This window comes from Sedimentibacter sp. MB35-C1 (assembly GCF_030913635.1).
In the GTDB taxonomy this organism is placed as follows: domain Bacteria; phylum Bacillota; class Clostridia; order Tissierellales; family Sedimentibacteraceae; genus Sedimentibacter.
Map to the genome: position 1 here is coordinate 3,077,200 of NZ_CP133188.1, position 19,671 is coordinate 3,096,870.

Annotated in this window: 20 protein-coding genes; 2 read left to right on the forward strand and 18 right to left on the reverse strand. The window is 35.7% G+C overall.

Annotated elements, in window-relative coordinates:
* The 3 genes from RBQ61_RS14990 to RBQ61_RS15000 are packed head-to-tail and all read right to left on the reverse strand — an operon-like array spanning position 1 to position 2,382.
* Positions 1-717 (reverse strand): TVP38/TMEM64 family protein, encoded by a 717-nt coding sequence (locus RBQ61_RS14990; protein ID WP_308138027.1) that lies wholly within the window; start codon positions 715-717, stop codon positions 1-3.
* Positions 718-728: 11 nt separating this feature from the next.
* Positions 729-1,661, reverse strand: a complete 933-nt coding sequence (locus tag RBQ61_RS14995) for a sulfurtransferase (protein ID WP_308138028.1) — start codon at positions 1,659-1,661, stop codon at positions 729-731.
* 46 nt (positions 1,662-1,707) lie between these two features.
* On the reverse strand, positions 1,708-2,382 hold the full coding sequence (locus RBQ61_RS15000) for a TVP38/TMEM64 family protein (RefSeq protein ID WP_308138029.1): 675 nt from the start codon (positions 2,380-2,382) through the stop codon (positions 1,708-1,710).
* Positions 2,383-2,677: 295 nt separating this feature from the next.
* Between RBQ61_RS15000 and RBQ61_RS15005 the strand changes: the two genes are divergently transcribed.
* Together RBQ61_RS15005 and RBQ61_RS15010 are read left to right on the forward strand one after the other, a co-directional pair.
* Positions 2,678-3,760 (forward strand): sulfurtransferase, encoded by a 1,083-nt coding sequence (locus tag RBQ61_RS15005; RefSeq protein WP_308138030.1) that lies wholly within the window; start codon positions 2,678-2,680, stop codon positions 3,758-3,760.
* A complete protein-coding gene (locus RBQ61_RS15010) occupies positions 3,741-4,175 on the forward strand; it encodes a hypothetical protein (RefSeq protein ID WP_308138031.1) in 435 nt (144 codons plus the stop codon). Before RBQ61_RS15005 ends, RBQ61_RS15010 begins: the two co-directional genes overlap by 20 nt.
* A gap of 90 nt (positions 4,176-4,265) precedes the next feature.
* On the opposite strand, the gene RBQ61_RS15015 is transcribed toward RBQ61_RS15010, so the two are convergent.
* The 15 genes from RBQ61_RS15015 to RBQ61_RS15085 all read right to left on the reverse strand — a co-directional run bounded on the left by RBQ61_RS15015 (position 4,266) and on the right by RBQ61_RS15085 (position 19,479).
* A complete protein-coding gene (locus RBQ61_RS15015) occupies positions 4,266-5,123 on the reverse strand; it encodes an AraC family transcriptional regulator (RefSeq protein WP_308138032.1) in 858 nt (285 codons plus the stop codon).
* 93 nt (positions 5,124-5,216) lie between these two features.
* Positions 5,217-5,759: a carbonic anhydrase gene (locus RBQ61_RS15020; RefSeq protein WP_308138033.1), complete on the reverse strand. Its 543-nt coding sequence runs from the start codon at positions 5,757-5,759 to the stop codon at positions 5,217-5,219.
* A gap of 86 nt (positions 5,760-5,845) precedes the next feature.
* Positions 5,846-6,301, reverse strand: a complete 456-nt coding sequence (locus tag RBQ61_RS15025) for an N-acetyltransferase (protein ID WP_308138034.1) — start codon at positions 6,299-6,301, stop codon at positions 5,846-5,848.
* Between the two features lie 210 nt (positions 6,302-6,511).
* Positions 6,512-7,855 carry a sigma-54 dependent transcriptional regulator gene (locus RBQ61_RS15030; protein ID WP_308138035.1) on the reverse strand — a complete coding sequence of 448 codons (1,344 nt, stop codon included), beginning with the start codon at positions 7,853-7,855 and terminating at the stop codon, positions 6,512-6,514.
* Positions 7,845-9,452, reverse strand: a complete 1,608-nt coding sequence (locus RBQ61_RS15035; protein WP_308138036.1) for a transporter substrate-binding domain-containing protein — start codon at positions 9,450-9,452, stop codon at positions 7,845-7,847. Before RBQ61_RS15035 ends, RBQ61_RS15030 begins: the two co-directional genes overlap by 11 nt.
* Positions 9,453-9,563: 111 nt before the next feature.
* Positions 9,564-10,142 carry a HutD family protein gene (locus RBQ61_RS15040; protein WP_308138037.1) on the reverse strand — a complete coding sequence of 193 codons (579 nt, stop codon included), beginning with the start codon at positions 10,140-10,142 and terminating at the stop codon, positions 9,564-9,566.
* 42 nt (positions 10,143-10,184) lie between these two features.
* Positions 10,185-10,748: a cyclodeaminase/cyclohydrolase family protein gene (locus RBQ61_RS15045; RefSeq protein ID WP_308138038.1), complete on the reverse strand. Its 564-nt coding sequence runs from the start codon at positions 10,746-10,748 to the stop codon at positions 10,185-10,187.
* A 96-nt stretch (positions 10,749-10,844) separates the two neighbouring features.
* On the reverse strand, positions 10,845-11,744 hold the full coding sequence (ftcD, locus tag RBQ61_RS15050) for a glutamate formimidoyltransferase (RefSeq protein WP_308138039.1): 900 nt from the start codon (positions 11,742-11,744) through the stop codon (positions 10,845-10,847).
* An 18-nt stretch (positions 11,745-11,762) separates the two neighbouring features.
* On the reverse strand, positions 11,763-13,001 hold the full coding sequence (gene gltS / locus RBQ61_RS15055) for a sodium/glutamate symporter (RefSeq protein WP_308138040.1): 1,239 nt from the start codon (positions 12,999-13,001) through the stop codon (positions 11,763-11,765).
* A 266-nt stretch (positions 13,002-13,267) separates the two neighbouring features.
* Positions 13,268-13,999, reverse strand: a complete 732-nt coding sequence (locus tag RBQ61_RS15060) for a LytTR family DNA-binding domain-containing protein (protein WP_308138041.1) — start codon at positions 13,997-13,999, stop codon at positions 13,268-13,270.
* Positions 13,992-15,632 (reverse strand): histidine kinase, encoded by a 1,641-nt coding sequence (locus RBQ61_RS15065; protein ID WP_308138042.1) that lies wholly within the window; start codon positions 15,630-15,632, stop codon positions 13,992-13,994. Before RBQ61_RS15065 ends, RBQ61_RS15060 begins: the two co-directional genes overlap by 8 nt.
* A gap of 106 nt (positions 15,633-15,738) precedes the next feature.
* Entirely contained in the window at positions 15,739-16,416 is a 678-nt protein-coding gene (locus tag RBQ61_RS15070; protein ID WP_308138043.1) for an RraA family protein, read from the reverse strand.
* Positions 16,409-17,962 (reverse strand): tripartite tricarboxylate transporter permease, encoded by a 1,554-nt coding sequence (locus tag RBQ61_RS15075; protein WP_308138044.1) that lies wholly within the window; start codon positions 17,960-17,962, stop codon positions 16,409-16,411. The genes RBQ61_RS15070 and RBQ61_RS15075 overlap by 8 nt, the downstream gene beginning before the upstream one ends.
* A 15-nt stretch (positions 17,963-17,977) precedes the next feature.
* Entirely contained in the window at positions 17,978-18,406 is a 429-nt protein-coding gene (locus tag RBQ61_RS15080; protein WP_308138045.1) for a tripartite tricarboxylate transporter TctB family protein, read from the reverse strand.
* Between the two features lie 62 nt (positions 18,407-18,468).
* Positions 18,469-19,479 (reverse strand): tripartite tricarboxylate transporter substrate binding protein, encoded by a 1,011-nt coding sequence (locus RBQ61_RS15085; protein ID WP_308138046.1) that lies wholly within the window; start codon positions 19,477-19,479, stop codon positions 18,469-18,471.
* Between the last annotated feature and the right edge of the window lie 192 nt (positions 19,480-19,671).

Sequence of the window (19,671 nt, forward strand, 5' to 3'; positions counted from 1 at the left end):
TTATAGTTCTTTCGTTTTATTTTGTCTGTCATTGTATAAATGTTTCACTAAAATAACTAAAATACTCAGTGCAAACAATATTAACAGGGCAGTTACAAACATTTGCGCCCCACCTGTAAGCATTCCACCAACGTAGGAATAAATTATTGTTGCAGGCAGCTGTCCTATACCTGTCGCTACAAAAAACGGTATGAAACCTATTGATGTAAGTCCTGCTGCATAACTTATGTAGTCAAAGGATATAAAAGGAAGCAACCTACAAATTATTATGGTGTGTTTCCCGTACTTATCAAAAAATCCATCCACACTTTCAAGAGCAAACTTACTCGTAATTTTTTCAACTGCATCTCGTCCCAATATTCTTGCTATATAAAAGCACAGCGCTGCTCCTGCCATTGAACTGGTCCAAGATAAAATTGCACCCTGCCACCATCCGAATACTGCTGCATTGGCAAATGTTATCAAAAACGCAGGCAACGGCGCTGCCAATGATTGAAACATCATCAGAAAAAATGATACAACAGCAGCATAGACACCAAAGGACCTTACATATCCAATTATCATGTCAACGCTCATAGAGCTGAAAAGCATGAAAAGCCAGTTAATTTTAGATTTAACCTCTGGTATCAATAAATAAGATATCACAACTAATGCCAATATTGCAATAAGTATATATTTAATTATTCTTTTGTTTTTTAACGATGTATTACTGTTCATATTCCACCTAATTATTTTTCTAATTCGTTAACTGCACTCCATCTGTAAAAAGATTCATCATAGTTGTATGAGTTTTCAAAACCGGCCATTTCCAGAACAAGCTGCATATATGCAGATCTAATTCCAGCTGTACAGTATGTAACAATTTTATCATCTTTGCTTAATCCTGCATCTGCAAATATTTTTGTAATATCCTCGTTGGATTTTAAAGTGCCGTCTTCCTTAAATAAGTCTGTATATTTAATATGGATAGCTCCCGGTAAATATCCGCCATTTGCTTCTCCGTAAAGAACCTCCCCTTCGTATTCTTCATCTGCACGAACATCAACAACCTTATAACTGTCATAATCAGCGGCTAATGCATCTGTATTTATATTGTGTGCATTATTGATTTCAGAAACAACAACTTCCGCAGGAACAGGTTCTGCTGCCCCTTTTACTATATTTAATTCCGCATCACTTAAAGAAGCAAATCCGCCGTCAACCATTTTTACATTTTCGAAACCCGCAGCTATTAATTCCCAAGCTATTCTTCCTTCATCTCCCCAGCCTTTCTGCGCTGCTCCAAATATAATTATTTCTTTATCCTTGCTTATTCCAAGATTGCTCAGTGTTTCGCTTAATGTAGCAGGTTCAAGAATTGTCCCCCACATTGGGTCTCCCGGTTTTCCTTCCACATCAGCTAGCGTTTGCCAAACAACTGCAATTGCACCTTCAACAGTACCTTCTTTTGCAGCATCTGCACCTCTTGCATCAATTAACAATACATTATCTTTGCCTGAAGCTGATTTAACATATTCAGCGTTAACCAGATATTTTCCTTCAAAAGCTGAGCCTTCATTTGAATCAACAGGTTCTGTGACTTCAGGCTGCTCATTAGCAGCACATCCGGCTACAACCATACTTAACACTAAAATTAATACTAGAATCCTTGAAATTTTCATTTTCATTCTCTCCTATTGTTTTTTATATTAACATTTCTCATGTTAATTACTCATTATTGTTCACAATTTCAGATTTTAAGTTGAAAATTTTCTTTGGAAGTATAATAAGTGCACATAAGGCAACTAATAAAAAACTAGAATATAATACTATTTTATCCATTGCCATCGAACTGTAAGCCAACGCTCCAAAGCAAGTGTATATAAATGTGCCTGGCACCATAAAAATCAATGAATACCAAAAATATGTGTTAAACCTTATGTCCGTAATCCCGTAGACGTAATTTTGCAAATTAAACGGAAACAATGGAATCAATCTGCTTATAATTAATATTGTGTTGCCGTGTTCCTTAATGTAACTATCAAGTTTTGACATACGTTCGTTTTTCTCAGACATTTTCTTTACAGAATCCCTGCCTATGTATCTGCCTATTAAAAAAGACAAAGAAACTCCTATTGTTGATCCAATAACCACATAGACAGTACCCCAAAATGCCCCAAATATTATTCCCGCCAACACTGTTATTGGAAGTCCGGGAACAAATAAAACAGTGGCTAAAGCAAACATTACAATAAACACACAAGGTGCCATAATACCAAATGATTTAATGTACAGCTTAAGCTCATTAATGTTATCAAAACTGAAAAAATCATATATTTTATATTGCTTAATTACAATTATTAATACTAAAAAAGTAAGTATTATAAAAATTTTTTTCTTCATTATCATACCTTTAATTAATAAATTATCAAAGTCTATCACTTATATTAACACAATTAGACAGTTAATTCTAATAATATAAATTCATATGAAATAGGCAGTATAGAAGTTTTTTTTATATTAATACTATAAATACCATTACAATAATTTTAATTATTTAGATAAAATTGGAACCATATAAAAGTTTGGAAATATTTTTTATTTTTTTATAACTTTTATTCATGGTTACTTCGCTTGACTTAACATTTATTAACTGTTAGTATTTTAACGCTATAAAAAAACTATTTGGAGGCTAAAAATGAATAAAAGGTATATATCTCTGTTTCTTGCTCTTATACTAGTGGTAAGTGTATTTTCAGGATGCAGCCAAGAACAGAAGGACTCAACCGATGAACCTACAACTGACAAACCTGCTGAAGAGGAACAATTAGAAGAAGTAGAAGCTGTTGATGTAGAAAAAGTTTTCGTTACACCACAATGGTTGCAAAGTGTAATAGGTGGAAATCAAAATGAATCAGATAATTATATTATTTTGGAAGCTAGTTGGGGAACTGTTGATGACAGCCCTGATTACAATACAGGCCATATACCCGGCGCTGTACATGTAGACATATCAAGTATCGAAGGTGAACCATATTGGAATATTAAAACTCCCGAAGAAGTTGCGCAGGCAATGCTTGACCTTGGAATTACAAAAGATAGGACAGTAATTCTTTACGGTGCTGATGTTTCTGGAACTGCAAGAGTTGCGTATGCTTACCTTTGGGCAGGAGTAGAAAACGTTAAAGTTTTAGACGGCGGTCTGGATGCGTGGACAAATGCCGGATATGAATTAGAAACATTTGCAAACACTGCAACACCCGCAACAGACTTTGGAGCAACCGTTCCGGTACATCCGGAATACTGGACATCAATTGAAGATGCCGCAAAAAAAGTAAGTGAAGATCCTAATTTCCGTTTGGTAAGCATTCGTTCATATGAAGAATTCAAAGGGGAAACAAGTGGCTATTCATACATTGACAAAGCCGGCGAACCAAAAGGCGCCGTTTGGGGAAAAGCAGGAAGCGATCCTTATCACATGGAAGATTACACCCATGAAGACGGAACTTGCATAACAATGGATGAAATGAAAGAACTATGGGAAGGCCTAGATTTTACTTTAGATAACCACCTTGCTTTTTACTGCGGAACAGGCTGGCGAGCATCAATTCCGTTCTTGATTATGTATGAAAACGGATATACAAATATTAGTGTATTTGATGGCGGATGGTATCAATGGCAAATGAATGATGAACTTCCAGTACAACTTAATGATCCAAATGCCGGTGAAGTAGTCTACACAACGGTAGGTGAACTTCCTAATGATAAAGCAGCGAAATAAAATTTATTATATATTAATATTTTTGTTCGGCGCATTAGAAATTGCTGCAGTTATTGGAGCATACGCAGCTCATTACTACACCAAAACTCGCATGGGTATGCTGCGCCACGTTGTTTATCTAAATGGAAAATGGGAAAGACTAGTAAATATTCCTGCAATGAAATGGATTGCATTGGTAATCGTAGTTATTCTCATAATCTTTGCATGCATTCTTTATAAAAAACAAAGGAAGAATTCCATAACTGTGAAAGTAGCAGCCATAATAACTACAGCCATAAGTTTATGGACAGTATACTACTTGCTGTTTTACAATACGGTGATTCATCGTGCCTATTATATTGTAAGTATGTGCTTCATAGTAATGACCCTATTTCAGCATATTTTATACTATTGCCTTTATCAAATCAAAAATTAAATCGATTAATAAATTAACTGGCAAAAATGAGACGTTCGGTGCATGAACGTCTCATTTTTATGCTAATTTATAAACTCTATCTCTCGCAATCTATTTTTTCTTAACAGGAATCCAAATTTCACTGTAGTAATTTTCATCCTTAACTCCATTTAGATAATCCTCAGAATTTGTATACATTTCAACGTCGAGGCCTGCTGCAATTTCATAATCTCTACAGTTAGGTAGCCATTCCGAATAAATTTTATTGTTCACATCCTGTAAGGATTTTGGCATTGCACCTGTGCATGGAAAAACAGCCCAAGTGTACTTTGGAATAGTTTTTGTTATAACCCCCTCTGGCAATTCTTCAGCTTCATTAAAACTGTCTGCAATCATATATTCAAATTCATCTGAGCCCATGCTCTCATCTATGCATATACCGTACATTCCACATACTTGATTTTTCTTTCCCTCTTGATAATACTCTGCCCAAAACTTAGGAATTTCTGCAACTGCACCTTCATACTTAAACATCTTTGATACACCCCTAACAACAAAAGAATCTTTTTCAACAATTTTGTAATCCATAACATAACCGCCTTCCAATGAAAATTTGATTTTTAGAGGAGCAAATGATTTAATCATTGCTCCGTCTTTACGAACAGAAGTAGGTGTGACACCATGAAATCTGGTAAATGCTTTTGTGAAGCTGTCCGGTGAATCATATCCGTATTTCATTGCAATATCAATTATTTTATTGTCAGTGGAAACAAGCTCACTGCCGGCAAGTGTAAGCCTGCGCTTTCTTATATACTCTCCAACTGTAAAGCCGCAGAGCATTGCAAATCCCTTTTGAAAATAGAAGAGAGACATAAACGCTTTTTTCGCAACATCCTCCACAGTTATTTCTTCTGTAATATTCTCCTCAATATAGCTTACAACTTCACTTATTTCTTCAATCCAACCCATATCATCACTCCTGCTTACTAATATAGATTAACTCTTTTTAAATGGCTATGCCCGACTTTTTGTGTTATCTTTTGTCTAATATAAAAAATAATATTAAACTACTCTTCTCAGTTCTCCTGTTACAGAGTTAATTACAAGTCCATACAGCTTTATATCCTTCGGTATAAGAGGGTGATTGCGAATCATATCCACAGATTTCTTAATAGAAAAATCCAAGTCCATAAAACCACCCAGCCATGAATCAAAATCAACACCAAAATATTTAATCATATCAATATTTTCATTTGTTATGCCACGCTCTCTCATTTTTTCTATCATTTTTTTGCTATCTGTATATCTAGCACCGCAATCCGTGTGGCCAATTATCAAAATTTCCCTCACATTTAATTCATAAATACCTATGAGAAGACTTCTCATTGCACTTCCAAAAGGATGTGAAACGACTCCTCCTGCATTTTGAATTATTTTTGCATCACCATTTTTAAGTCCCAGGGCCGAAGGCAGTAATTTAGTTAATCTCGTATCCATACAGGAAACTATGGCAACTTTTTTGTCTGGATATTTGCTTGTTACATACTTTTCATACTCTTTATTTTCTACGAAAGCCCTATTAAACTGCAACATTTCGTCAATCATAACTCATCCTCCAACTCTTACTAATTTTCTTTAAATTGGTCATTTATTTTTTTAAAGTGAAGCTCACAATACGGACTCCTTAATTACTAATTAACACAGAATATTTTTAATTCGACCTCATCTTCATCAGACCTGCCTGTCTCCTTAAAACCTAGTTTCTTGTATAGATTATACGCCTGTAAATTACGAGGCTTGCATGTTAACAGCACAATATCCGACTTGCCAAATGGTTTTTCTCGAATAAGCTCTAACAAGCACCTCATGGCATTTTCTCCGTATCCTTTTCCCTGCTCTGATTCGTCAATCATCATGTGCCATATATTATATGTTTCTTCATCATAGTCATATATGAGCATAACATATCCAACCATTTTTTCAGCATTGTATATGCCGAATGGAATACATTGAGCATAGTAAACATAAGCTTGAGCCAGGCTGCGAATAGGATGAGAAACGTAATCTTCCTGTCCTTTACCTAATTTTAAATTAAAGCACTCTATAAAATTTGATTCATCAATTCTTTTCAATGTAATGTTATTCATAATTCCTCCGTTCTTAATTAAGAGGGTTAGATAGAGTTAACCCTCCATCTCAATATATCAATCACTATATAAATTATCTTCATAATGAACATCTCCTTTCAAAAATTGATATCTATATAAATACAAGTCTCCTTGTAACACTTTAATTTTCATGTATTAATCACCTTTTTCATATTCAGGTTCTTTTATGTAATTTCGTAAGCTTCATAGCTATAATTTATATTCTTTAATCTTATATCTTATAGATCTTTCACTTATTCCAAGACTGTTAGCAGTCCATTTTCTATTCTGCCTGTTATTTTTCAAGGCAAATTCTATCGCCTTTTTCTCTATGTCCTCCAACGTCTCCCCTTCGTATATTTTTATATAATTATCACTTACATTATCATTTATTCTTATCATCTTATGATTATTAAAATTCAAAGAATCAACGCCAATGTATTCATCTCCGCATAGTAAGACTGCCCTTTGAATAATATTTTCAAGTTCTCTTACATTCCCTAAGTATTCATAGTTCTTAAGTTGATTCATAGCATCATCTGTTATGCCTTTGATCTCTTTGTTATATGAAATTCTGTACTTATCAATGAAGTGAGGAACCAATAAATCAAGGTCTTCAATCCTTTCCCTAAGAGGAGGAGCAACAATATTTATTACATTAATTCTGTAATACAAATCTTCTCTGAAGTTCCCTGACTTTATCTCTTCTTCTAGATTACGATTAGTTGAACATATAATTCTGACATCTACAGGGTAATTCTTCTCATCACCTATATGTCTTATTTCCTTTTCTTGAATAAACCTAAGGAGTTTAGATTGCAGCTTAATATTCATTTCTCCTATTTCATCTAAAAACAGTGTGCCTTTTTCAGCTTTCCTGATTAAACCGATATCATCCTTAGTAGCTCCTGTAAATGATCCTTTTTTATATCCAAACAATTCACTCTCCAAAAGCTCATTTGGCATCGCAGCACAGTTTATTGCTATAAAAGGTTTGCCTGCCCTGTTGCTGCTACTATGTATTGTCTGAGCTATTAATTCTTTGCCGGTTCCGCTTTCACCTGTTATCAGGACTGTTGCGTCAGTATCTTTTATTTTATCCACTATGCTTTTAATATCCAGAATTGCTTTTGATTCTCCGATAGGTGTTTTCCGCAAGTGTCCTTGCAATAAGTCCAGTTCTTTTTTTAGGTTCAGTTTTTCAGCTGCTGTATTGAGCAAAATTAAAAGCTGATCGTTGTCTATTGGCTTTGTAATAAAGTAATATGCCCCGGATTTTATAGCTTTAATTGAGTTCTCAATTGTTGAATAGGCCGTCATGATAATTACTACAGCGTTTGGATCCACAGCAAGCAACTCGTCCATAAGAATGAGACCGCTGCCTTCTGACAGTCTTAAATCCAGCAATACTAAGCTGATTTTTTCCTCTATGAATATCCTCTTTGCATCACTGACGTTGTCGCTTGTGTATACATGGTAGCTGTCTTCAAGGAGAAATTTTAGAGCTCGCAATATATTATTTTCATCGTCAACTATCAATATTTTAGTCTTCATTTTTTACTCCCATCCTTACTGTTAAAAATACAAATAACCCGCTGGTCTTCTTATTATTTCCAGCTACAATTTTTCCTCCGTTTTCTTCCACAAGTTTTTTAACAATAAACATACCTACACCATTTCCATTATCTTTTGTGGTATAAAACGGTTCAAATATATAGTCTAAGGACTCATCATCCATCCCACATCCATTGTCTACAATCTCAATATTTACATTTTTGCCATCAACATATCCATTTATTTTTATAGTTGGATTCTCAGTACCAATAAGTGCATCCTTACTGTTTAGAATAATATTTATAATAGTTTGCTTAAAGTGACTTAAATCAAACTCAATATAAATATCCTCAGGGATTTTCAAATCTATATTAATATCTCTAATTTGCAATTTAATAAATTTAATAGCATTTTCTAATTCGTTTTTAAGATTCAATACTTTAATTTGCGGTTTTCTCGGAGAAGTGTACTCCATAAACTCTTTAATCAGATCATCTATTCTGTCTATTTCTTCAGGAATATCTTCTGCAGCTGCAAGCATAAATTCCTTATTATCCATTTTATTCTTCATTTGAGTTGTATAAATTTTTATTGATGTTAAAGGGTTTCTAATTTCATGCGCAAGAGAGGATATTATTTTATCCATAAATTGAAGCTTGTCATAATTTCTCAGCTCATTTATAAGGAGTTTTTCCTCTCTGGTTTTTTCTTCTATTATTCTGTTTAGCTTCCTGTTAATCAATTGAACGCTGAGAACTATTAATGAAAGTATAAATAAAAAAAATAAAAGCATTTTAATTTTCATTTCAGTTTCTTTACTTGTATTTTTTATAGGTGTCCCGAACCACTTCCTGTGTAATACATCATACATACCATTATTTTGTATTTCATCTAATCCTTCATTCAGCTTTCTTAATAATTGTGGATTGTCCTTTGAAACCGCCATAGAATACTTTTGCTCATTAAGCTTCTGCCCAACAATTTTAATCTGGTCAATCCAGTTGTTTTCCTTGCAAATATAATTAACAGTAAGGGTATTTCCAACCATGGCTTCTACCTCACCGTTAATTAGGGCCTCAGTTGCCTCCTCCATGGTATCATACTGAATTATTGTTATATCTTTAATCATGCTCAATTCAAGATATACAATATCCTCCCTCAGTACAGACACAACTTTGTTTACAAGGTTAGAATTATCATTAATCGAGTAATTATTATTCCTTACAAAAACTGATTGGGAATTAAGGAGTAGAGAGTCTGTAAAATTAAACCTGGCCCTCCTATCGTCAGATTCTTTCATACCCTGGATAATATCTGCCTGGTTTCTTTCTATGGAATAAAAGGCATCCTCCCATTTCATCGGCATAAATTCAAACTCCATGCCTGTTACAAGACTTATCGCTTTAAGCAAATCTACGTTAAATCCTTTGTAAATACCGTCGCTGTCCAAAAACTCATAAGGGGGAAATTGGATATCTCCGGCTACTCTAAAAGTATCTGTATCTGAGAAGCCGTAGGCAATGGCTGTATTCATAAAAAGTATCAATATAAGTAAAACAGTAGCTTTTTTAATCATTTTATCTACCCTTCTAAACATGTGTACCAGTAGTTTCTATATTACCACACGAAGTTAATCAATTCTACAAAAAATGTTTTCCAACAAGAAAATAATACCTCTGTCAATTTAACAGAGGTATCTTCTATCTCTTTACTTACCTGTTGCAAATTCAGTAATAATTACAGGTAACTTAGCGTTTAAAATTTTTACTTTGTCTTCATTATCAGTTTCTATAATGTATAATGAAAATCCATCTACTTTCCTTTTGCCACCATGCTCTGGCAGCTCTAAAGTAAACTCATTTACAGAGAAGAATGTTACAACTTCTGATTTTTTAAGAAGATATTCTTCCTTCTCGTTAAGTATTTGCATTTTAGAAAGAAATCCGCTTTTTACAATGAAATTATAATCTCTGCAGTCCAGAGTATTCTTTGAAAAAGTGTTCCATGATCCGTCGAAGTATTCAACATCGTATTTTCTGAGGCTTCTGTCATAAAGTCTGCTGTGCTTCAAGCTAAGCTCTCCATTTAAGGGCAGAATATATCTCTGGTATCCGGTAAAATCCGAAAATGTAGATTCTGTTGAAGTAAAGGTTGCAGATGAAATTCTCCACAAAAAATCCTTATTAGAAAACACAGAATCATACGGATAAATTGCCAGCTGTGTAGTTTCTCCGCCGGCCCATTTTGTGGTCACAAAGTTTTCCTTTTTAATAATTTTTTCTTTCATTCCTTCACCCTCTCAAAAGTTAATTTAATACTCATCGAAAGCCTAATATATTTTAAGTTCCTTTATCACTCTATTGAACTCTTCTAGTTTCTCTTCGTCCTTAACCAGCGGAAGGTTAGCCTCAATGTTTATTAAGCATCCATTGGTTCCTATCTTCGCCATCTCACGTCCGATTACTATGTCGGAATTACAGTTTGGATTAGTCTTGCCTTCCAGCTCTGCTCCAATATCGTAAATCCTTCGGCAAAGTTTTGCATTTTCCATTGGAGCAGTAGCTCCAACTACTCCTGCATCAGCGATTGCTTTTTTCCTTATTTCTTTTTCTTCTTCAGTTCCTTTAGGAAGCTTGTACGCATTGATTATAACACCATACGCATTGGCATCATCCACTATCCCGGCCAACAGCTTTTCTCTTAATTCTTCAAGCTCCTTCGCATACTCCAATTGGCTTTCAGAAGATATTCCAAAATCCTTCTTTGTGGACAGCTTGCAAACCATCCCTATAAGTCCACAGGCTAAAGCTCCAGATAAGGCTGAGGCACTGCCTCCTCCAACTGTAACGTCATCTGTATCTAAAATCAGCTCTAATACACTTTTATAGTCCATGCTTTTCTCCTCTTTTCTTTCTACTAAATTAATACTATAAGGGCTCGCAAAATGCAAGCCCAAAAGTTTTATAATTTTATAAAATATGCAAATTATTTATTGCTCGTCCAGCAATCTCTTTTCCAATATTTGATCAATGCTAAAGTTTTCTATCTGCAAGTAATACTCAGCAACATCAAGAAGAGATTTCATAGGTATAGTTCCGATTACTTCGCTGCCAACTACATTCACACCATATCTTCTCGCTTCCATCTTTATCATTTCAAAGGCTTGATATACAGCTGACTTTTCATAGTTTACAAGGTTCATTGAAACCTGTGTTTGATTTCTTTCTTCAAGCTTAAGTCCTATAGCCTTTACATATCTAAGTCCGCCACCTAAATGTCTTACTTTTTTTGCAATTTTATCTGCGACTTCAACATTTGGTGTATCCAAGTTTACATTGAATGCCACGAGAGGAACTCTCGCTCCTACGGCAGTAGCACCGCTTTTTGAATTCATTTCTTGAGGCCCGAAGTCCGGCTTCCATTTATCTTCTTTAATTTTTTCAAAGAAACCTTCATATTGTCCTTTTCTTACAGATGCAAGATTTCTTCTATCTTCCTTTGTGCATGCATCCTCATACAGGTACACAGGTATCCCCCAGCTTCCAAGCTCAGCTCCTACCTCTTTAGCTGTTTCAATACAATCACCAATAGTCACATTAGAAACCGGAGTAAAAGGAATAACATCTGTAGCTCCCATTCTTGGATGAGCGCCTTCATGCTTTGTCATATCAATAAGTTCCGCTGCTTTTCTCGCTGTATTAATTGCAGCCTCCTTAATCTTTTCCGGTGATCCAATCATTGTTAAAACTGTTCTGTTGTGATCTTTGTCAGATGAGTAATCTAAAATTGTAATACCTTCAATTTTTCTTGCCTCATCAACAATTTTTTCAACTAAAGCTTCATCTCTTCCTTCACTAAAGTTTGGCACACATTCCATTAATTTTCTCATAATAACCTCTCTTTGATTTTACATTAAATTTTCCACAAAGGTTTTAATAAACCAAATTGTTTGTGGCTGATAAATTATATCTACTAAGAATGCTCCGACTATTGGAACAATCATCATTGCCTTTCTGCTCATACCGTATTTCTCATTAACAGCTGTCATATTAACTATTGCTGAAGGAGTAGCTCCTAATCCGTGTCCAGCAAGACCTGATACCATAACTGCAGCATCGTAGTTCTTCCCAAGGATTCTGAATACTACGAAATATCCAAACAGCGATACAAGCAGTACTTGTGAGAATACAACTACAAATACTCCGCCTATCAATCCTGATAGCTCCCAGAGCTTTAAAGTCATTAATGCCAGTGATAAGTATAAGTTAAGCATTACATTTCCAATTTCATCAACCAGAGTAAAGTCGAATCTATATAAATTTGCTTTTTCGTTAATATTTCTAAGAATTACGGCTACAAACATTGCACCTACATATGTTGGGAATCCCATGTTTATCAATTTACTTATCCAACCGGCAATAATAGAACCAAATGCCATGCAGACTAAAATAGCTGCCACATTTTTAATTATATCAAGTGAACTAAGTTTATTCCCAGAACTTGCATTTATATCTGTAACAGAGGTATCGAAACTTGAATCATCCTCAGGCTTAAGGTTATACTTAACAATAAGTCTTCTACCCAGCGGCCCACCTATAAGGACTGCTGATATCAGACCGAAAGTTGCTGCTGCAGCTCCTACCAGCGGCGCAGCTTCATATCCCATTTCAGAAAATGTATTTCCGTAAGAAAGCGCTGCTCCGTGTCCCCCGATCATAGAAATAGCACTGGATAACAAAGCATACGGAGCTTCCAAACCAATTACCTTGGATATAGCAATGCCCATTGTATTTTGCAATATTGAAACCACACCTGCAATAAGCCAGTACACAACAAGTAATTTACCGCCCTTAACAAGCAGCTTATAGCTTGCTCCAAGACCTACTGTTGTAAAGAAAGCTAACATAAATGCATTTTGGAACATGTTGTCAAAGCTAAAAGCAAAAGTTCCGGTCAAATGTCCAAGCCACGTAATAAACATAAATATGAATCCACCGATTACAGGTGCCGGGATACAGTATTTGTCTAATAATTTAACTTTATTCTTGACAAAATATCCCAAAAGTAATAATGCCGCAGCAAATGCCAAAGTAACTGTTGAATCAACGCTAATTGATATAAGTCCTTCAATTAATTCAAACTTCATAATATCCTCCTTTTAGTTATCATATAGATTCGGGCTAACGATTTCATTCGTCACTTCTTTCACCCATACTTTCTCTATAATAATTAGCAAAATACAGGCCAACTTTTTTGTGTTCTGAAAAACCTCTATTTTTCAGTTAGTTTAAATATTTAGAAAATATAATTCGCTTAATTTCAGGCAAAAAATACCCTGCAAAATTTGCACAGTGCAAATTTTGCAGGGTATTTGTATGAAAACAGGCATAGAAGGTTCGGTTTCTATGCCTGTTAAAAATCAAGTATTCTTTTTAATTCTTTAACCCTATTCCGGCTTACAGTAATATTCATATCTTGTATCTTTATTAGATATGCACCATTAAACCATGCCGTCACTTCCGTAATTTCATTTATATTAACAATATAATTTCTATGGCATCTGAAAAATTTTGAAGGGTCAAGCTTGCTCTCTAACTTTGTAAGAGATTGATTATACAGGTAATCCTTTTCCTTTATACGCAAAAATACCTCTCTATCTTTTGCGTATGCAAACATCAAATCCGACTGTTCGAAAAAAATATATTTTTCATCAATTTTATATGCAATCCTGTTATTATTTGCGGATTCTGTATTAGATTCATGCTCCTTGGCTTCCACCGTTTGAATCATCCTTTTTACAAGGTCAAGTTTTTTTCTTACATCTTTTTCTGAAATTGGTTTGAGGATGTAGCCAACCGCATTAACCTTGAAAGCATCTAATGCATAATTGTCATATGCTGTAACATAAACTATGTATGGCGGGTCTTGCATCTCCTTAATAATCTTTCCAATTTCAATACCGTCCATACCTGGCATCTCTATATCCAACAAAAGAACATCTGGTTTGTTATTAGTGAGCATTTTCAACACCTGAGTTCCATTGTTAACAGGCGGCATAACGTTAAAGTCTTGAATTTTTGAGACAATGTAAGTTAGTTCTTCACGTACATGCTCTTCGTCATCAGCTATCAAGATATTAATCATTTTTGGCCTCCTCCCCTACTGTATGAATAGGAATTTCAATAACGACATTTGCACCGTTATTATTTGAAATATCAAATATATAGCCATTACCATATATACTTTTCAATCTCGAATTAATATTGTTCAATCCAATTCTTGCATCTTTTGTTATCATATGTTCTCTAAAATTCCCTATAATTTCACTGTTAAATCCCCGTCCATTGTCCGTAACGTTTACAATAAGACGTTCTGCTGCAATTTTTGCTGAGATTTTAATCTCAAGCATATGATTCTCGCTCTCCATCATACCATGAATTATTGAATTTTCCACAAGAGGCTGTATTGCAAAAGTAGGGAATAAAACATCATATACTTCTTCCTGTACATTTATAGATAAATTAATTCTATCTCCAAATCTAGCTTCCTGTAAATCCATATATGATTTAATAAGCTTCAGTTCTTCAATAAAAGGAATCATATCCCCTCGCTCACTAAGACTTCTTCGATAAAAATCAGCCAGATCGATTATAAGATCTTGGGCTTTTTTCGGGTTCATTCGCACCATGGTTTTAATAACATTAAGAGTATTGTATAGAAAATGAGGATTTACTTGAGCTTTCAATGCATTGTACTCTGACTTAATCAAAAGCTTTTCCTGATCGTATATTATTGAGTTCTGAATCTGAAGGCTCAGCAACCCAGCGATACCTTCTATCATTTTAATATCTGTCGGTACGATTTCATTAGTAGGCTTATAAAAATGTAATTCTCCTGTTATTTCGTCATTGAGCCACAAAGGAGCCCTAATAATTGAAAAATCCTGGTAATGATTGATTTCCGACCCCTTGTCCCATTGACTTGAAACAATATGACTATCGGTAGAAAACTTATGTCCTGTATATGTAACTTCACCGCTGACACTTACAAGAGCTACAGCTGGTATGCCAACATAGTCATATATAATCTGAGCAATCTTCTCCATGCTTTCTTTTGTGCATCCTTCCTTCAAAAATATCAAAGTACGCTTTGCTATTTCCAAGGATTTTTCAGCATAGTTGGCACCTGTTAGGTTCTGGTTGTACTGAATGTCCTTGATTAATGATATCAACATCACAGCACCGATTGGGTTAATGATAATCAAATTTATACCTACCATTGAAAAATACACACCAGATAGTATTCTGGGCTGCAAAGAAAAAAGAATCATAAAAAGATTTATCAATTCTATTGACAAGGCCCATAAATAAACCATATATAGTTTTACTTTCCTTTTTTTATGCACTTCAAAGAAAAGTCCTCCTGCCAACCCAGCCAACAGAATTGTCAAAGCATCAGGTGCAATAGTAGCATTCTCAACGGTCAGGCGAAACAAAGCTCCGATGATACCGGAAATAGCCCCTACCATTACGCCGCCAATCATTCCACCTGCCAAAGGCCCTATGAAGCTGCTATGAATTTTAATACCGCTAAAGACTTCCATTGCAGTTACCGTTCCAAGCATGGTTAACCCACCGAAGAAAACACCTATTAATGCCTTTTCTTTTGTGGCAGCTATTTTCAGAATTGTACGCTTAAAACTTTTCAACTTGATTATTGGATATGCAGCTAATGAAATCAATGCTACTATCATTAAGTTTTCAATAATTCTTTCCACGACTGCCACCTTTCTTGAAGTGAAATATCTGCATTCATTGGTTTAACTATATCACAGGTATTATTATAAATCAATATTTGGAGTCGGGCTGCAATGACTCTCCTGTCTATTTATAATTGCAGCCTATTTCTTTAAGCTTTTCATCTACCCAAGGACGGTCGTAAATACCGTCATTTTGTATCAATTCCAGCAATTTCGCTTCTTTTTCCTCCAGTTGTTTTACCGCTTTTAGAATAGCCGGCGCTTCTGAAGGGTTTATTGCAATCACCCCGTCTCTATCTCCAACAACTATGTCCCCTGGATTAATAATTTTCCCGCCTACTACTACCGGAACATTAATCTCCCCCGGGCCATTTTTATAAGGTCCATTAGGCGTACAGCCTCTTGAAAAAACAGGGAAATCCATCTTTCCAATAGCATCTGCATCTCTGACGCAACCATCCACCACAATCCCCGCAATACCTCTGCTTCGGCAATATGATGCCATCAATTCACCTAGAATTGCGCGCTCTTTGCCACCGCCGGCATCAATAACGATAATATCACCTGGTTTGGCAAGGTCCATCGCTTTGTGAAAGTACAAATTGTCACCTGCCGGCACACGTATCGTATAAGCCGTACCGCAAAGGCTTAATCCATTCATTGAATTAATGTCAGCGTCAATGGCAGAAAGTCGATTCATACAATCTCCAATATTAGCCACAGGAATTCCTCGAAATGCTTCTACCAACTCTTTTGGCGGGCGCTGAAACTCCATAATTATTTGATTCCCTACATTATTCATTTTCGGCTCCTTGATAATTATCCTCTTCCGCTTCACCGGTAATAAAGCCATTTTTTATTTTTTCCCTTTTTCTATGATTTGCAATGACTGGCGAAACTACAGCCAACACGATCATCAACATTAGTACAACACAAATTGGTCTTCCCAGCAAATAAGGTATTAGGGATCCCTTTGCCATAACCATGCTTCTTCTCAAACTGCTTTCAGCCAATGGGCCTAAAATCATAGCCAACACTACAGGTGCAGGATGAAATCCTGTTTTCTTCATAGCATAACCTATTAGACCAAACACCAACATTACGTATACATCAAACATGCGGTTATTGATTGCGTATGAACCAACAATGGAGAAAATAACTATACTTGGAAGCAGTATTACCAAAGGTACATTTGTAACCTTAACTATATGCTTAGCTGATAAAAGTCCCAGAATTCCCATTAGGATGTTTGCAAATATTAATCCAATAATTACTGAGTAAGTTATAGTGGCATGCGTCGTGAAGAGTTCTCTGCCAGGCACGAGGCCTTGAATCATCAGGCCGCCAAGAAGAACTGCCGCAACAGCACTTCCCGGTATTCCCAAAACAAGCAGAGGAATAAGTGCTCCACCGGTAACTGCATTGTTTGCAGCTTCTGGAGCCGCAACACCTTCAATGCACCCCTTACCAAACTTTTCCGGATTCTTTGACAGTCTTTTTGCTTCATTGTATCCGACCCATGATGCAATATCTCCACCTGCTCCAGGCAACATTCCTACGAATAATCCAATCAGTGAGGAAATACCTATTGTTGGAAGTATCTGTTTGAGAGTTTTCCACGAAGGAAGTACCTTTCCCTCTATTTCACCTATCTTCACCTTTTTCTTATCTTTGATTACTTCAAGCTGTGTCAACACCTGTGAAAGGGAAAAGAGACCTATCATTGCCGGAACAAGAGCTATGCCTGACTCAAGATTTGTTAATCCAAATGTAAAACGGGGAAATCCGGTCAGCATATCCGTTCCTATCAAACCTATTATGAGTCCAAAAACACCTGATAAAAGCCCTTTCACTATTGAATCTGTAGCCAGACTGGCAATGATTGTCAGCCCAAAGACAGCTATAAGGAAATATTCGGGATTACTGAATTTTAATGAAACCAAAGACAACGGAGGAGCTAAAAACAATAATGCAAATCCACTTACAACACCTCCTATCATAGAAGAAACAGTAGAAACACCTATAGCTTCCAATCCTCTTCCCTGCTTTGTCAGTTGATAGCCGTCAAGTGCCGTGGCAGCCGAAGAAGGTGTTCCCGGTGTATGAAGCAAAATAGCTGATATAGATCCGCCGTATATTGCCGAAGTATATATGGCTGTCAGCATAACAAGTCCCGGAACGGCTCCCATGCTAAAAGTCAGAGGAATCAGCAGAGCTACAGCCATAGTAGCACTTAGTCCGGGCAGTGCTCCTACAATCATACCTGCAACAACTCCTGTGATCAATCCTATAATTGTAGTTGGTTCTAATAGTTGTATCATTACATCCATAATTATATTAGACGTCATATTAATCTTCCTTTCTTAAAATAGCAATCCTTGCGGCAAAGGCACATTGAGCTGAGCAACAAAAATGAAATATATAAAAATGTTTAAGGCTACTACAGTAACTCCAATTTTAATTACAGACCGCACTTTGTTTACAAGCATGAATGCTATTATGAATAACGCCGTAGCCGTAAAAAAACCAGTAACATTCATTAAAACTATATAAGTAATTATCAACCCTAAGCCTATCCACATTTCTTTATTGCCAAACGAAGGATTTTTTTCCTCGCTATTATTAATCTTCCTTCCATTAAATACTAGCATCAATCCTAGCACTCCGAACAAAACTGATAATGCTTTAGGAAATAATGAACTTTGAGCTGGCAAATTTCCCGTCATACTGAAAAGCAAAATGGAAAATGCTATAATTGCAAGCCCTGAAAAAAAATCTATCCTATTCTTCATAAAAATCTCCTATTTGTTATGGGGTTCTTCATATTGAAAAACCCCAAGTTTGTTTAACACTCTTACCACTCAAGTACATCTTTTATTTCGATGATATTTTTCTCGTCTTCCTCTAAAAACTCTCGATACTCATCTCCTGAAATCGGATATACCATATATCCCAATTCTTCAATTTTCTTAATTTGTTCAGGATTGTTTAAAGCTTTTTCAAAAGCATCTATTACAATTTTAACTTTTTCTTCATCTACACCCTTTGCAAAAGATAATCCTCTAGCAGAAAATGTTACAATCTCAGGCAATCCTGCCTCATTTAAAGTTGGAACATCAGGCAAAAATTGACTTCTGTCAGGCGCCATTACAGCCAACGCGCGAAGTTCACCGTTCTTGACAGCTGTTGCTACACTTCCTACATTATCAAAATATACATCCACGTGACCGCCTATAACTGCCGCAAGCATCTCGCTTGTCCCACCTTGATGAACCGGTACAAAGTTCGTTCCAACTGCATCGTTAATTCTAAGTTGTGCAATGTGGTCATCCCCTGCATAACCTGTCGTAGTTGCAGTTACATCATTTTCTTTTGCATAAGCAATTAAATCCTCAATAGTTTCAAATCTTTCATCATCAGCTCTAACTGCAATTGCTCCATAATCCAATACATGATTAGAAATAAGTTCAAAATCATCAAGGCTGTTATCTCTTCCAAATTCAGGGTTCAAATAACCAGTCATCAGGTTTGGAGTGTTTATATACCCGATAGTATATCCATCTTTTTCAGCATTTAAAAACTCTGTCCATCCTGTCCAGCCTCCGCCACCAGGCTTATTGATAACATTCAATGGCACTCCAAGTTCAGCTTCAACATATGGCAATAAAATTCTTGCAGCTATATCTGTATTACCTCCCGCCGAGAAAGATACAATAACGTTAATCGGCTTGTTTGGGTAGCCCTCCTCAACAGTGCCTTCAGCATCGCCAGAAGTTTCAACATCTGCACCTCCATCGTTTGCTCCGCAGCCAACAACAAACAACGTAAGCATCAAAACTAATAAAATTGAAATAAACCTTTTCATATTACTCCTCCTAAAATCTTCAATTAATTTACATAAGTATAGCACTATAACCAAAAACGTAGTTAATTTAATTGACCATGAGCATTATTTCTCTACAAGCGGTATTAATTAACCTACCAATGACATAATAATTTCCTTACAAGTAACATTACTGGTAATAAAAAGAAATTTATACTTGACAATTTCCACACT

Excerpts from the sequence above, each read along its gene's own strand:
- RBQ61_RS15085 (WP_308138046.1), bottom strand. The coding sequence starts at position 19,479 with ATGAAAAGGTTTATTTCAATTTTATTAGTTTTGATGCTTACGTTGTTT.
- RBQ61_RS15075 (WP_308138044.1), bottom strand. The coding sequence starts at position 17,962 with ATGACGTCTAATATAATTATGGATGTAATGATACAACTATTAGAACCA.
- ftcD (WP_308138039.1), bottom strand. The coding sequence starts at position 11,744 with ATGAGAAAATTAATGGAATGTGTGCCAAACTTTAGTGAAGGAAGAGAT.
- RBQ61_RS15025 (WP_308138034.1), bottom strand. The coding sequence starts at position 6,301 with ATGAATAACATTACATTGAAAAGAATTGATGAATCAAATTTTATAGAG.
- RBQ61_RS14995 (WP_308138028.1), bottom strand. The coding sequence starts at position 1,661 with ATGAAAATTTCAAGGATTCTAGTATTAATTTTAGTGTTAAGTATGGTT.
- RBQ61_RS14990 (WP_308138027.1), bottom strand. The coding sequence starts at position 717 with ATGAACAGTAATACATCGTTAAAAAACAAAAGAATAATTAAATATATA.
- RBQ61_RS15060 (WP_308138041.1), bottom strand. The coding sequence starts at position 13,999 with ATGATTAATATCTTGATAGCTGATGACGAAGAGCATGTACGTGAAGAA.
- RBQ61_RS15020 (WP_308138033.1), bottom strand. The coding sequence starts at position 5,759 with ATGATTGACGAAATGTTGCAGTTTAATAGGGCTTTCGTAGAAAATAAA.
- RBQ61_RS15080 (WP_308138045.1), bottom strand. The coding sequence starts at position 18,406 with ATGAAGAATAGGATAGATTTTTTTTCAGGGCTTGCAATTATAGCATTT.
- RBQ61_RS15005 (WP_308138030.1), top strand. The coding sequence starts at position 2,678 with ATGAATAAAAGGTATATATCTCTGTTTCTTGCTCTTATACTAGTGGTA.
- RBQ61_RS15045 (WP_308138038.1), bottom strand. The coding sequence starts at position 10,748 with ATGGACTATAAAAGTGTATTAGAGCTGATTTTAGATACAGATGACGTT.
- gltS (WP_308138040.1), bottom strand. The coding sequence starts at position 13,001 with ATGAAGTTTGAATTAATTGAAGGACTTATATCAATTAGCGTTGATTCA.
- RBQ61_RS15040 (WP_308138037.1), bottom strand. The coding sequence starts at position 10,142 with ATGAAAGAAAAAATTATTAAAAAGGAAAACTTTGTGACCACAAAATGG.
- RBQ61_RS15070 (WP_308138043.1), bottom strand. The coding sequence starts at position 16,416 with ATGAATAATGTAGGGAATCAAATAATTATGGAGTTTCAGCGCCCGCCA.
- RBQ61_RS15010 (WP_308138031.1), top strand. The coding sequence starts at position 3,741 with ATGATAAAGCAGCGAAATAAAATTTATTATATATTAATATTTTTGTTC.
- RBQ61_RS15030 (WP_308138035.1), bottom strand. The coding sequence starts at position 7,855 with ATGAAGACTAAAATATTGATAGTTGACGATGAAAATAATATATTGCGA.
- RBQ61_RS15015 (WP_308138032.1), bottom strand. The coding sequence starts at position 5,123 with ATGGGTTGGATTGAAGAAATAAGTGAAGTTGTAAGCTATATTGAGGAG.
- RBQ61_RS15035 (WP_308138036.1), bottom strand. The coding sequence starts at position 9,452 with ATGTTTAGAAGGGTAGATAAAATGATTAAAAAAGCTACTGTTTTACTT.
- RBQ61_RS15000 (WP_308138029.1), bottom strand. The coding sequence starts at position 2,382 with ATGAAGAAAAAAATTTTTATAATACTTACTTTTTTAGTATTAATAATT.